Genomic DNA, 13,604 nt, shown 5'->3' with positions numbered 1-13,604 from the left:
GCGTGTGAACCATGGCACTGACCGAATACGAAGCAGACTGGATCACCAAGACATCGAACATGCCTGTCGCCGAGCCGGAGCTTGACGACAATGGCAACGAAATCACACCTTTCGCCAAACGCGAGGCGCGGCTCGAATTTTTTCTGGGGGCGGATTCCGAACTGGCCACCGGCAAGGCAGATATCGAAGCGGCGCAGGATTTCACACTGGATACGCGCGAAAAGGCAACCCTTTGGGATAAGGTCATGCGCCGCCCCGAAGGCAAGCTGGTTTCGATGAAGTGGAAGGCAGATGACAGTGATTTACCATACTTCGGGCACGACATGCGTGCCGATCACGAGGTGGATACCGTGGCCGATGTGGGGCAGGGAAACGTCGAAGTTCCCGAAACCACGCTCAATGCGCTAACGGCGGCCTTTGACCGGATCATGGGACTGTCCTACCAGATGGCGAACGAGCTGGACGATGAAGGCGGCCGCATGTTCAGCGACGAGGATATCCGCCGCGAGCTTTGGGCACCGCTGGTACGCGAAGGCACAATCCCTGAAAACCTCGTCCCACAGAGATTTTCCGAGCAGGCCATCGCGTTTAAAGGAGCTGCGGACATCTATCAGGACCGCATAGACGACTACTCCAAGAACTCGCACGGAAAGGAAGACCTGCTGCGGGGCCTTGGTATCGCGGGGGATACCCTTGGCGTGGTGAATACGATTGTCGGCAGCAGTGTCACAATCGGCAACGCCAACAAGATGGCGGACCTGAATGAATCCATTTTGAAAGGAACCGACAAGGACGGAAACGTTGTCGACAAAGACGCGCTGAAGATCGAGCGCGCCCAGCTGCAACAGCAGGAAGCATTCGTAAAATTTGGCGGCACCGTCCTGACCGGCGGTTTCGGGCTGGTCAAATCAGGGGTAGAGGAAAGCGCCAAAGGCGAAGACGCGAACTGGGCGAAATTTGCAGATCAATCGGTGAAGGTTCTGACATCTGTCGTTGCTGCCGGTATCGGTCCTATCGCCAAGGAAATCGTGGGTGTCGACAGTGCGACAACAGAAGATGAAGGCAAGGCGCGGATGCGTACCGCTGATGCGGTTAAGGCGGGCGTGCTGGGCGGTCTGACGGCGTGCCGGATGGTGCCGACGCTGGTCACGGTGGCCAAAGCAAAACCCGGTGACCGTCGCAAGATTGTCGACCAGATGATCGAACAATTTGCAGACGCGGTACAACTCGGTATCCAGTCCGCAGCAGCACTTGAGACGGACAATTCCCGCAAAGCCGATATGATCATGGTCGGTGCCAGTGTCCGGACACTGATCCTTCTGACTGGCAAATCGGAACGCGCAATCGAACTGATGGTTGCAGGCAAACCCAAAGAAGCCGCATTGTTATTGGGGGGCGCATTGTTCATGGACGGTGCCGCGGGGGTCTCGGGCCTCATCGCGGACGGGGTGCGCAAGGACGTCACAGCGCAGGAATACAAGGACGCATCCCCCGAAGAACGGCTTTATATGGAAAGCACCGGCGATCCAAACGACACTCCAGATGAACAGGCCGAATCTCTGGCACTTGCAGAAAAAAAACGCGCCGATGCGATGGCCGCACTGCAGGCTTCCGTGAACCAGAATGTTGCAAACGTCAGCGAAGACCTTCTGACGCGAATGGCAGCAAGTGAACCACCCGTCATAGATCCCGCACAGGAAGCTTTTGCCAAGGAAATGCAGGCCCAGATCAATCAGGCGCAGCAGGAAAAAGCCGAGGCAGAGCTGGCTAAACAGTTTGGCGATCCTGAGGCTGTTGCGGCGATGTTTGCCGAATTTGACCACGACATGGGCGAATATGGCGAAATGTACGAGACTGCGGCACCTGAAGCAGCGCTTGAAGGTGAACCAGACCAGATTGCTGAAAACCTAAAGGCAATTGATCGCGCCATCGCGAATACATCCGCGTTGCGTGCGCGGGCCGAGATGATTAACGGGATTTCATCAGCCGGTGCGGCGATCACCGCATCCTTTGTGCCGGGGGCAGGGGCCGTCGTTGCGGCGCAGGCCGTGGCCTATGACATCTATTGTCTGAGCAAAGCCGTCACCATGCACAACAAATGGGTCGACAGCATGGAAATCGCTTTTCGCGCTGGGTCAGCCTACAGTCCCGCCATTGAGAAAACCTTACAAAATGCGCGCATTACGCTCAGCCACAAGAGTGTGAAGATGGTGCTCGACAGCGTAAAGCTGGGCAACGAAGTCGCTAAATGTTTCGACATCACCGGTACCACAACGATCATCGGGGCGTCCCTGACGATGACAAGCGCCTTGGTCGACTACGGCTACAAAATGAATAAGGAAGTCGAAATCACCAACGGCTGGAAAGCCTACAAGAAAGCGCGCGAAAACACTGGCAACCGCAAGGCGGCACGTGCCGCGCTGCGGCTGAACTCGACCCTTGCGAAATGTTGCATCGCCTATGGGGCCTGTATGGAAAAAGACCCGTCGGCGATGGAGGCAATTCGCATCTCGGGTCTGTCACCATCGGTGCTGGCTGATGACAAAGACGTCTGCAAGAAGTTGGTGAACTACCTAGAAAACGAGATGAGCGAAGATCCAGTCGTGATGCACGTGGAGCGTCAGCCGAAGAAATGGCAACCCGGCAAACCCAAGCTGAACGCAGCATCGTGGTTCGAGACAAAGACAGCAGCAGTGATGTCTGCAGAACCGCGCCTTGATCCGAATTCGGCCAGGACGCCCGGCATGGACCGCCTGATGGCCCAGCTTGATGGCATATGGGAAGGAGAGACAAGTTATCTGGAGTGGCGTGCAGCCAAGGCACCATTGCCGGATGATCTGGAAACTCGGCGCACCTGTGCTGAAACAACCATCGGCATCCTCAAGAACGTCATATCTCAGATGGACGCTTATGCGCCGGTTCAGGCTGGCACGTCAAAGCCGCATACCGAGATGTCCGACATCGCGCAGACTTTTCGTGCACTCGCGATCTTGAACCTGCCACAGGCGGAAACCGACTTCGCAATGCCACCGTTAAACGCTGCGGCGCAAGATGATGATGCGGATGAGGATACAGATGAAGAAGAGTGATTGGCAGCGCCGTCTTGCTTAGCAGTGCAAGATTGCCGGCATCAGCGCAACTTCTGCATACTATTTATTTACATAATACTGATTATAAGAATTACTCACCAATCGAAATGCGCGACGACCCTATCTCATGCAGTCACTAATCTTCGCCTTATATGTCCCTGATATCACACACAAAGGCGCATTTGCATCGGAAAGTGATTGTAAAAACCTGTCCCGGCGTCCCTGCGGCTGGACAGACCGCATTAGCGCGCTCTAAGTTTGCTGCGGTTAATGTGAGCGTGTCATGACATCTGTGTTGATTCTGAATGGTCCGAACCTGAACCTGCTGGGCACCCGTCAGCCGGACGTTTACGGTGCGACGACCATGAGCGATATCGAGCAGATGTGCATCGATGCTGGCGAGCGTCTTGATCTGAGTGTCACCTGCCATCAGAGCAACCATGAAGGTGTGATGATCGACCATATCCACGCCGCCAAGGGCGTTCACGATGGCATTGTGCTAAACGCCGGTGCCTATACGCACACCTCGGTCGCCCTGATGGATGCAATTGCATCGGTAGAGCTGCCAGTGGTCGAAGTCCATCTGAGCAACATTCACGCCCGTGAAGCCTTCCGGCAGCATTCCTACATCGCGCCTGTGGCCGTCGGTCAGATTTGCGGTTTCGGTGCGCAAGGATACATCATGGCATTGGATGCGCTGGCGCAAAGGTTGGCGGCAAAATGAGCCTGCGTGACTACCTGCACGAGATTGCCCGCTGCCCGTCAATTGAGGCGCTCTGGACTACGCATACCAACAAGATGGCAACCTACGGCTTTGACAGACTGATCTACGGCTTTACCCGCTATCGCACATCGACTTCGCTTGGCGATCCTGAGGATTTTGTGATCCTGACGAACCACAGCATTGAATATACAGACGAATTTCTGGGTGAAGGCCTATATTATCACGCTCCCATGGTACACTGGGCACTGGCAAATGACGGTGCTTGTAGCTGGACAGTGCTACATGACATGGCCAAAAGCCACGCCATGACCCCCGCCGAAGAACGTGTCATTGCCTTCAACCAGCGTATGGGTGTGACGGCAGGATATACAGTCAGCTTCAAATCGATCTCTGCACGCTCCAAAGGTGCCATCGCATTGACCGCGCGGCCGGGACTGTCGCAGCCGGAAGTCGATGCGATCTGGGCTGAGCATGGCGATGACATCAAGCTAATGAACGATATCGCGCACCTGAAGATCCTTACCCTGCCCTATAGCGCGCCCAATCGTGCGCTGACCCGTAGGCAGCGCGAAGCGCTAGAATGGGTCGGTGATGGCAAAACCATGCAGGATATTGCGGTGATTATGGGCCTGACTTCCGCGACAGTTGAAAAGCATCTGCGTCTCGCCCGCGAAGCGCTCGCGGTTGAGACCACGGCACAAGCCGTCATGAAGGCCGCATTTGCCAACCAGATGTTCATCATGGACGTCTGATTTCGTCATATTTGACAAATTCCGACAGCCATTCCCCTTGTTTTTGACCAAAGGTAAGGAATCCCATACTCGCGCAAAAATGCAAAGTGACGCAAGGTGACCTTGTTCCGCAACACTGGTTAAACCACAGGAACAACGGCTCGTAACTCCTTGTGATTGCAAGGCTCTTAAGGGCTACTGGTTGGGTGCATGTGTATTGATCCACATGCCCCTGCCGGAGCAATGCAGCCTCTTTAAGAGGGGCCGGAAGCGGATCACGTGGCAGCGTGGTCCGCTTTTTGCGACCGCACATAGAAAAAGGGCGGCGCATCTACATGCGCCGCCCTTTGATCGTTAAACTATGGTCAGATCAGGACTGGCCGACCTTCGCAACTTCAGCAGCGAAATCTTCTTTCACCACTTCGATGCCTTCGCCAACTTCCAGACGTACAAAGCCTGTGATCGTCGCGCCAGCTTCTTTTGCCGCGTCGCCCACTGTCACATCCGGGTTCACAACGAACTGCTGGTTGATCAGCGTGATTTCCGCCATGAATTTCTTCATGCGGCCCACGATCATCTTTTCGATAACCGCTTCGGGCTTACCGCTTTCGCGGGCGATATCCATCTGGACCTGCTTTTCTTTTTCAACAACAGCCGCATCAAGGTCCTCCTCGGACAGGGACGCAGGGTTGGTTGCCGCGATGTGCATTGCAACCTGTTTGCCGAATGCTTCGTCGCCGCCGGTCATTGCGACCAGAACGCCGATGTTGCCCATGCCTGGCGCTGCCGCGTTGTGGACGTAAGACACTACGGTGTCGCCATCAATCGCAGCCATGCGGCGGACCGACATGTTTTCACCAATCACTGCAACCGCGTCTGTTACGGTCTGCTCAACGGACTTGCCGCCCATGTCAGCCGCTTTCAGCGCGTCGATGTCGTTTGCGCCCAAAGCAACGTCAGCAATGCCGGCAACCATTTTCTGGAAGTCAGCGTTTTTGCCGACAAAGTCGGTTTCGGAGTTTACTTCAACCGCAACACCGTGACCACCATCGACCTTAACCGCAACCAGACCCTCTGCTGCCGTACGGCCAGATTTCTTTGCTGCTTTTGCCAGACCTTTGGTGCGCAGCCAATCAACCGCTGCTTCCATGTCACCATCATTCTCGGTCAACGCCTTCTTGGCGTCCATCATGCCTGCGCCGGTGCTATCGCGCAGTTCTTTCACCATAGATGCTGTAATCGCCATCTCTTGGTTCTCCTGTTAAATCAGATTGGTTGGAGGCAGGTCACCCTGCCCCCGTTTCAAGTCTGTGACGCGGCTCAGCCTTCGGCTTTGGCGATCGTCTCTTTCTTGGATTCGATGTCATATACAGCGTCTTTTGCCATCGCATCGTTGGACACTGTTTCCTCGGAAGCATTGCCTACTTCGACGCCGGTGCTTTCTTCTGCAAGCGCTTCTTCTGCAGGAGCCTGCTCCATCGCGCCCAGATCAACGCCAGCTGCGCCCAGTTGGGCGGACATGCCGTCAAGTGCCGCACGTGCAGCCAGATCGCAGTACAGGCCAATGGCGCGCGCCGCGTCATCGTTGCCCGGAATGATGTAGTCGATGCCATCGGGTGAGCAGTTGGTGTCAACCACAGCCACAACAGGGATACCCAGTTTGTTAGCTTCGGCCACGGCCAGTGCTTCTTTTTTCACGTCGATCACGAAGATCAGGTCGGGACGGCCGCCCATTTCGCGGATGCCGCCCAAAGACGCTTCAAGCTTGCCCTGGTCACGTTCCATGCCCAGACGCTCTTTCTTCGTCAGACCGGAGAAACCCTGCTCTGACTGCTCGTCGATGTGCTTGAGACGCTGGATGGACTTGGACACGGTCTGCCAGTTGGTCAGCGTGCCACCGAGCCAGCGGTGGTTCATGTAATATTGTGCGCATTTCTCAGCGGCATCTGCGATCGGCTGTGCTGCCTGACGCTTGGTGCCAACAAAAAGAATGCTGCCGCCTTTGGCGACTGTGTCACGGATCAGTTTCAATGCTTCGTCCAGCATTGGAACAGTCTGTGTCAGATCCATGATGTGAATGCCGTTGCGCGCGCCGTAGATGTAGGGACCCATACGTGGGTTCCAGCGCTGCGTCTGGTGGCCGAAGTGTACGCCTGCTTCAAGCAGCTGACGCATGGAGAACTCAGGAAGAGCCATGTCTTTATACCTTTCCGGTTTAGCCTCATCGGGGGTATGATCTCGGATGAGACCAACCGGCGGACTTTCACAGGATTTCTCCCCATGAGGCCCAACCCCGACTGCGGGTTTAAGTGCCGCGCGTATAGGACAGTACCCCCCTGGACGCAAGGGCGAAATCAGGCGAGCAATGTAGCCGCTCACGGGCTTTCGGCAAAACAGATGGACAGTCCGGCAAAGCTGCCCCAGACTTCAAGACAAACCCATCCTCAGGAGGATCACCATGTTTATCCGTACTGCTGTGTTCTGCGCCACAGTTCTTGCTGCACCGGCGTTTGCACAATCTGTCACACTTACCCCCGCTGACCCGCAGCCGTCCGCAGACGACCTGAAGCCCGGTCTGGCCGTGTCCTATGGTTATGGCGGGGAAATGCGCAGCCTCGACCATGCGGAGCAAAAGCTGAAACGTGCAAAGTCGGGTCCGCCGTTGCGGGGGCTTTCCTATGATGACAACACCGAAGGCGAAAAGGCCCTGACGTCAACCTCGGCCAGCAAGGTTGCGGCGGCCATCAGCGGATTCGTCAAGTTTGATAAGGCAGGCACGTTCGAGATCGAGTTCATTAGCAACGACGGTATCATCGCCAGCATCGGCGGCCAGCAGGTCGCTTTGTCTGATGGCGTCCATTCATGTGATCCCGCAGGCCCGCAAGAGGTCATCGTCCCGCAGGCCGGTTGGTATGCGTTGGAGGCCACATACTTTCAGCGCAAGGGCACGGCGTGTCTGATTATGGATTGGGATGCAGACGGGCGCATGGGCCCTGCCCCCGACAGCGCCTTCGCGCATGTCGACTGACGCCTGAACCTTAAATTGAATGCGCAAGGGCAGCGTTATGCCCTTCGCGTACGGCAGCCTCGCAGGCTTTGGCTAGCGCTTTGCGGTCGGCAAAGTCTGCCACCCCCAAGGGATTGTGATAGACGACCTCGACCTGACCGTGCCGCGCCGGTGCAAGTGTCACCAGCAGATGCGCACCAAATGACATGTCACCCCACCAGCCGTAAAAGCGCGGGTCGGTCCCTTCCGGTGCCGTGTAGATCACGCTGACCGGCTGTACCGCGATCTTGTCTTTCAGATCCTGTGCAAAAAAGGACTGGAATAGCGTTGTCTTGAATGGCAGCACCTGTTGCCCATCCGTGCTGGTGCCTTCGGGAAAGAACAGCAACTTGTGGCCGGCAAGCAAGCGTTGCTCAAACACGGCGGTCTGCTCACGCGCGCGTGCGGGGTTGCGCTCTATGAACACTGTGCCGGTCGCACGGGCGAGCCAGCCAATCCCCGGCCAGCGGGCGACCTCTGACTTAGATACGAAATAGATCCGTTTCGCAGCGTTGAGGGAGAAGATATCAAGCCAGGAGCTGTGGTTCGCAACAACTGCGCCCCTGCCCGTCATCGGCGTGCCACGCACGATGTGCCGCAGCCCCATGATCCGCAGCGCATTGCGGCAAACGAAGGTGGTGATGTGGGGCGTAACCGGCCGATTTACCCCGCACAACGGCTGTTCGATCAGGCGCACCAGCAACAGCACGGCCAACCCGCCAAAAACAAGACCGATCAGTGCCAAAGCCCGCAAGATGACCCGTAGCCAACCGGCAAACGTGATCGGGGGATAGACCGCCGGATCAGGGCTGTCCCAAACCGTGCTCATGACGTCCGGCCGCCATAAATACGGGCCTGACGCTTTGACAGGCGGGCTGTGTCCATGATGAGGCAAACATCGGTTGTATTAAATGCATGATCGACAAAAGCCCCCTCCCCGACAAAACCGCCCAAACGCAAATAGGCTTTCATCAGGCTGGGAATTGAACGCATCGCGGCCGTGCGATCAAGATCGGCCTCCGGCACCAGATCCATCGACTGGAACGCCTCTGGCAGCGCCTTTACCCGCAGATCTGTCGGTGCGAGATGACGCTGGTGTAACAGGCTGAGGGCACCAGCGATTTTCGGGATGTCTGTGCCATGAAAACTTGCCACGCCAAACAGGATATCGACATCACGGTCGGCCACGTATTGCGCCAGACCAGACCACAAATGATGCATCGCCGTGCCACCGCGATAGTCAGCATGCAGACAGGACCGGCCCAGCTCAAGCAAGCGTTTGCCGGAGTTTCGCAGGACGCTCAGATCGTATTCCGCGTCCGAATAATAACGCCCGGCATCAACGGCTTTCTCTGGCGGCAGTAACCGGTACACGCCTGCCACCATATCGCGGGATTGGTCGATCAACATCAGATGATCGCAATAGGCATCAAGCGCATCACGCTCAAGACGCGCCTCATGGTCCACCTCTGCACCATCCCCGCCCAGCTCGTTGACAAAGACATCATAGCGCAGACGTTGAACCGCGTGCATATCCTGACCGGTCTGCGCCAGACGCACTTCAAACTTGAGCGGCGTGTCAATCATCATTGGTATCGACCATTCGGATGGCAAACCTTCCATAATATCGCTTGCGGGTCATAGGCATATGACCCGGGCACCGCAACACCCGGGCAGAAGGAAGCACGGCAAGCCGCCCCCCGAAGTTAAGGTTTGATCTGGTCCGTTAACCTTTTGAAAACCATGTTCAGTCATCAAAGACCGGTACGAGTCCAATATGAAAGCTGTCGATGACTACTTTACCTTCATCCCGGAAGTTTACCGTAACCCGCCCAGAAATGTTACTTTGCACCTGCCCCACACCCCAGTCTGGTTTATCAGGATGGCGCACATGCATCCCCGGCGTTAGCATCGCGTTTAGGTCATCCATTTCATTTCCCTCTGATAGCGGAGTGCGCACATGAACGACATGGACACTACACTCGCTTCCCTGATCGGCAGCCGTATCTGTCATGATCTGATATCGCCCATCGGCGCCATCAACAATGGGCTCGAGCTTTTGACGATGTCGGGTGAGCAAACCGGACCCGAAATGGGACTTATTAACAAAAGCGTCGGGAATGCGTCTGCCAAAATTCGCTTTTTCCGGGTGGCCTTTGGTGCCGCCGGCGAACAGATGATCGGACCAGCAGAGGTGAACTCCATCTTGCGCGATCTTTACGGTGACAGCAGACTTGCAATCAAATGGGCACCGGAACATCCCGTGCAACGCATCGAGGTGCGCCTCGCGTTCCTCGCACTGCTTTGTGCCGAAAATGCCATGCCCTATGGTGGACGCCTCAACGTCAGCACAGATGGCGCGTCATGGACCCTTGACGGCAGTGCGGACAGGTTGAATGTCGATCCCGCCTTGTGGTGCCGACTGTCGGATCAAAGCGCACCGCAGGGGCTTCAGCCGTCAAACGTTCAGTTTGCCTTGCTGCCGCTGATCGCAGGCGACACAGGCCGCAAGATCACCTTCAAGTCAGACGAGGCGACCCTGAAAATATCCTACTGACCATGTCGCAGCGGCGGATCGGGGATTTTACGAACGCACCGTGCCGTCACCCGTCACAAGATACTTGAAGCTGGTCAACTGCGAGGCCCCAACCGGCCCGCGCGCATGCATTTTGCCTGTCGCAATCCCGATCTCGGCCCCCATGCCGAACTCACCACCATCGGCGAACTGGGTCGAGGCATTGTGCATCAGGATGGCGGAATCCAGTTGCGTCATGAAGGTTTCCACGTTGGCAGCATCTTCTGTAATAATGCAATCCGTGTGGTTGGAGCCGTACTTGCGGATATGGGCAATCGCATCATCGATATCGCGCACGACCTTTGCCGCGACGATCATGTCGAGGTATTCGTGCCCCCAATCGTCCTCTGTGGCGGGAACGGCACCCTCGACAGCGCCAAAAGCCGCATCTGCACGCACTTCGACACCCGCATCGATCAGCGCACGCAACAGTCCCTGACCGATTGATTTCGCGACCTTTTCATGAACCAGCAGACATTCCAAAGCCCCGCAGATACCGGTGCGGCGGGTCTTTGCGTTCAAGACAACTTTGAGCGCCTTTTCCGGGTCTGCATGTTCGTCGATGAAGATATGCACGATACCTTCCAGGTGCGCGAATACCGGCACGCGGGCTTCGCGCTGCACCAGACCGACAAGGCCCTTGCCGCCGCGCGGTACAATGACGTCAATGGTATCTGTCATCGTCAGCATCGCGCTGACGGCTGCCCTGTCGCGTGTCGGCACCAACTGCACTGCATCCTCTGGCAGGTTCGCATCCCGCAGGCCCTGTTGCAGGCAGGCATGGATCGCTTGTGAAGAATTGAACCCTTCGGAGCCGCCGCGCAGGATAACCGCATTCCCCGCCTTGATGCACAGCGCACCTGCATCCGCCGTCACGTTTGGCCGGCTTTCATAGATCACGCCGATCACGCCCAAGGGCGTGCGCACGCGGCGGATGTGTAGGCCGCTGGGCTGGTCCCATTCGGCAATGGTTTCACCGACGGGATCTGGCTGTTCAGCAACAGAGCGCAGGCCGTCAACCATCCCTTGGATGCGCGCCTCATCCAGCATCAGACGGTCCATCATCGCGTCGGACAGGCCCTTTTCGCGCCCGTAGGCGAGATCCTTAACGTTTGCTTCGATGATGGCTTCCCGGTTTTTCCAAACGGCTTCTGCCGCACCGATCAGCGCCGCGTGCTTGCGCTCTGCCGATGCGCTGGCCAAAGCTGTTGCTGCCGCTTTGGCCCGCTGGCCGATACCGGCCATCAATTCCGCGATCGAAGTGTTTTGTGTCATCGTTTGAGGTCCGTTCTTAGAATATCTTAAAGCGCCATGTCGTCGCGGTGGATCAGGGCAGCACGGCCTGGATAGCCGAGCAGTTCTTCAATTTCCGCACTGTGGTGCCCTTTGATCTGGTCCGCCTCGCTGGCCGAATACCGCGTAAGGCCGACGCCAATGCTGTGACCGGCGGGATTTAGCAGGGATATGCTGTCGCCTCGCTCGAACGCCCCTTGCACTTGCCGCACGCCTGCGGGCAACAGTGACTTGCCCTTGCCAAGCGCCGTGACAGCGCCTGCGTCCAGCGTGACAGACCCGCGCGGCTTCATCGCCGCAATCCAGCGTTTGCGTGCCGCTTGCGGATCGGTTTGGGCCGTGAACCACGTGGCATTCGCCCCGGTATGAAGCCCCTGCAATGGACGCATGGCAGAGCCTTCTGTAATCGCCATCGCGCAGCCTGCCGCTGTCGCAGTTTTTGCGGCCATTAATTTGGTCTTCATACCGCCTTTGCTGAGGCCCGACCCTGCATCCCCCGCCATCGCTTCAATCTCGGGCGTGATCGCCTCGATAATGTCATAGCGCTGAGCGGAATTATCCTCATGGGGGTTCGCAGAATAGAACCCGTCGACATCAGAAAGCAGGATCAACTGATCCGCCCCGACAGTGACCGCGATTTGGGCCGCAAGGCGGTCATTGTCTCCAAAACGGATCTCGTCTGTGGCAACCGTGTCATTCTCGTTCACGATTGGGACCACACCCAGTCCCAGCAGTTGCTCAAGCGTGGCACGGCTATTCAAGTATCTTTTCCGGTTGGCGGAATCTTCAAGTGTAACAAGCACTTGCGCGGTGATGATGCCGTGCGGTGCAAGCACTTCCTCATAAGCGCGCGCCAGCCTGATCTGGCCGACAGCCGCCGCTGCCTGAGACTGTTCCAGCGCAAGGGGTGTCTTGGGCAAATCCAACACACCCCGCCCCAAGGCAATCGAGCCCGACGAGACCAGAACGACGTCGCAGCCAAGGCTTTTCAACCAGTGCACATCCTGCGCAAGCCCGTGCAACCAGTCACTGCGCAAATCGCCCGTTTCGCGATCCACCAGCAAGGCAGAGCCGATCTTGACGACAACACGTCTGGCAGCGGTCAGGGATGCCATTGCACCGCTTCCTCGGCAGGTTTCTGGCGCAGACGGTCATCGTCAATTTCACCGCGCAGGGTACGCAGGACCTCTGTCACCCCTTCACGCGCGACACCGGACATCATCATGACCGGACCACCGCAGGCTTTTTCCAATTCTTTTCTTTTGGTTACACGCTCTTCTTCATCCAGCGCATCGACCTTGTTCAACACCGTTACACGTGGTTTCTCGGCCAGATCGCCACCATAGGCTTCAAGTTCTGTGATGATAGTCTGATAATCCTCGGCAACCGTGTCAGAAGTGCCGTCGATCAGATGCAAAAGCACCGCACAACGCTCCACGTGACCTAGAAACAGATCGCCCAAACCGCGCCCTTCAGAGGCACCTTCAATCAGGCCCGGAATGTCCGCGACCACAAATTCGGTATTGTCGACGCCCACTACGCCCAGATTTGGATGCAGCGTGGTGAACGGATAGTCCGCAATTTTGGGACGTGCGTTCGAGGTCGCTGCCAAGAAGGTCGATTTCCCAGCATTGGGCAGACCCAACAAACCCACATCAGCGATGAGTTTCAGGCGCAGCCACAAGGTACGCTCCACACCATCCTGACCCGGGTTGGACCGCCTTGGGGCCTGATTGGTGGCAGATTTGAAGTGCAGGTTGCCCCAGCCGCCATTACCACCGCGGGCCAACTCGACGCGCTGGCCTACTTCAGTGATGTCCACGATGACGGTTTCCTGATCTTCATCCAGGATTTCTGTGCCAACAGGCACACGCAAGACGATATCTTCGCCATCCTTACCGGTGCGCTGTTTGCCCATGCCGGGCTGGCCATTCTTGGCAAAGAAGTGCTGCTGGTAGCGGAAGTCGATAAGCGTGTTCAATCCGTCCACGGCTTCAGCCCAGACAGAGCCGCCACCGCCGCCATCGCCGCCGTCCGGCCCGCCGTATTCGATATACTTCTCGCGACGGAACGAAATACAGCCGCCCCCGCCCGCGCCGGAACGGATGTAGACTTTGCACAGGTCGAGGAATTTCATCTCGGTCGC

The 13,604-nt window shown here is 57.0% G+C and carries 13 protein-coding genes; 5 read left to right on the top strand and 8 right to left on the bottom strand.

Annotation, left to right across the window (positions count from 1 at the left end):
• Nucleotides 1-11: 11 nt before the first annotated feature.
• From Z946_RS0119410 to Z946_RS0119400, 3 genes are all read left to right on the top strand, one after another.
• Nucleotides 12-3,089 carry a hypothetical protein gene (locus Z946_RS0119410; protein ID WP_025057376.1) on the top strand — a complete coding sequence of 1,026 codons (3,078 nt, stop codon included), beginning with the start codon at nt 12-14 and terminating at the stop codon, nt 3,087-3,089.
• Nucleotides 3,090-3,372: 283 nt separating this feature from the next.
• Nucleotides 3,373-3,813 carry a type II 3-dehydroquinate dehydratase gene (aroQ, locus tag Z946_RS0119405; RefSeq protein WP_025057375.1) on the top strand — a complete coding sequence of 147 codons (441 nt, stop codon included), beginning with the start codon at nt 3,373-3,375 and terminating at the stop codon, nt 3,811-3,813.
• Entirely contained in the window at nt 3,810-4,565 is a 756-nt protein-coding gene (locus tag Z946_RS0119400; protein ID WP_025057374.1) for a LuxR family transcriptional regulator, read from the top strand. Before aroQ ends, Z946_RS0119400 begins: the two co-directional genes overlap by 4 nt.
• A gap of 349 nt (nt 4,566-4,914) precedes the next feature.
• Here Z946_RS0119400 and tsf read toward each other — a convergent pair whose 3' ends face one another.
• Together tsf and rpsB are read right to left on the bottom strand one after the other, a co-directional pair.
• Nucleotides 4,915-5,790, bottom strand: coding sequence for a translation elongation factor Ts (gene tsf / locus Z946_RS0119395; protein ID WP_025057373.1), 876 nt, complete (start codon nt 5,788-5,790; stop codon nt 4,915-4,917).
• A 74-nt stretch (nt 5,791-5,864) separates the two neighbouring features.
• On the bottom strand, nt 5,865-6,740 hold the full coding sequence (gene rpsB, locus Z946_RS0119390; protein ID WP_025057372.1) for a 30S ribosomal protein S2: 876 nt from the start codon (nt 6,738-6,740) through the stop codon (nt 5,865-5,867).
• Between the two features lie 262 nt (nt 6,741-7,002).
• Between rpsB and Z946_RS0119385 the strand changes: the two genes are divergently transcribed.
• Nucleotides 7,003-7,572, top strand: coding sequence for a PA14 domain-containing protein (locus tag Z946_RS0119385; RefSeq protein ID WP_037969314.1), 570 nt, complete (start codon nt 7,003-7,005; stop codon nt 7,570-7,572).
• A gap of 10 nt (nt 7,573-7,582) precedes the next feature.
• Here Z946_RS0119385 and olsA read toward each other — a convergent pair whose 3' ends face one another.
• The 3 genes from olsA to Z946_RS0119370 all read right to left on the bottom strand — a co-directional run bounded on the left by olsA (nt 7,583) and on the right by Z946_RS0119370 (nt 9,520).
• Nucleotides 7,583-8,419, bottom strand: coding sequence for a lyso-ornithine lipid O-acyltransferase (gene olsA / locus Z946_RS0119380; protein WP_025057370.1), 837 nt, complete (start codon nt 8,417-8,419; stop codon nt 7,583-7,585).
• The gene (gene olsB / locus Z946_RS0119375; RefSeq protein WP_241461355.1) at nt 8,416-9,180 is read right to left on the bottom strand and encodes an L-ornithine N(alpha)-acyltransferase; all 765 of its coding nucleotides are present in this window, start codon (nt 9,178-9,180) and stop codon (nt 8,416-8,418) included. Before olsB ends, olsA begins: the two co-directional genes overlap by 4 nt.
• 157 nt (nt 9,181-9,337) lie before the next feature.
• Nucleotides 9,338-9,520, bottom strand: coding sequence for a DUF3553 domain-containing protein (locus tag Z946_RS0119370; protein ID WP_025057368.1), 183 nt, complete (start codon nt 9,518-9,520; stop codon nt 9,338-9,340).
• A 30-nt stretch (nt 9,521-9,550) separates the two neighbouring features.
• Here Z946_RS0119370 and Z946_RS0119365 point away from each other — a divergent pair, with 30 nt between their 5' ends.
• On the top strand, nt 9,551-10,147 hold the full coding sequence (locus Z946_RS0119365; RefSeq protein WP_025057367.1) for a histidine phosphotransferase family protein: 597 nt from the start codon (nt 9,551-9,553) through the stop codon (nt 10,145-10,147).
• Between the two features lie 27 nt (nt 10,148-10,174).
• On the opposite strand, the gene Z946_RS0119360 is transcribed toward Z946_RS0119365, so the two are convergent.
• The 3 genes from Z946_RS0119360 to obgE are packed head-to-tail and all read right to left on the bottom strand — an operon-like array spanning nt 10,175 to nt 13,595.
• Nucleotides 10,175-11,440: a glutamate-5-semialdehyde dehydrogenase gene (locus Z946_RS0119360; RefSeq protein WP_025057366.1), complete on the bottom strand. Its 1,266-nt coding sequence runs from the start codon at nt 11,438-11,440 to the stop codon at nt 10,175-10,177.
• A 26-nt stretch (nt 11,441-11,466) separates the two neighbouring features.
• Entirely contained in the window at nt 11,467-12,573 is a 1,107-nt protein-coding gene (gene proB / locus Z946_RS0119355; protein WP_025057365.1) for a glutamate 5-kinase, read from the bottom strand.
• Nucleotides 12,561-13,595, bottom strand: coding sequence for a GTPase ObgE (gene obgE, locus Z946_RS0119350; RefSeq protein ID WP_025057364.1), 1,035 nt, complete (start codon nt 13,593-13,595; stop codon nt 12,561-12,563). The genes proB and obgE overlap by 13 nt, the downstream gene beginning before the upstream one ends.
• Nucleotides 13,596-13,604: the final 9 nt, after the last annotated feature.

Origin of the sequence: Sulfitobacter noctilucicola (assembly GCF_000622385.1) — a bacterium.
Classification (GTDB): Bacteria; Pseudomonadota; Alphaproteobacteria; order Rhodobacterales; family Rhodobacteraceae; genus Sulfitobacter; species Sulfitobacter noctilucicola.
The sequence above is the reverse complement of the archived record's forward strand: the minus strand, read 5'-3'. Positions and strand labels throughout refer to the sequence as shown.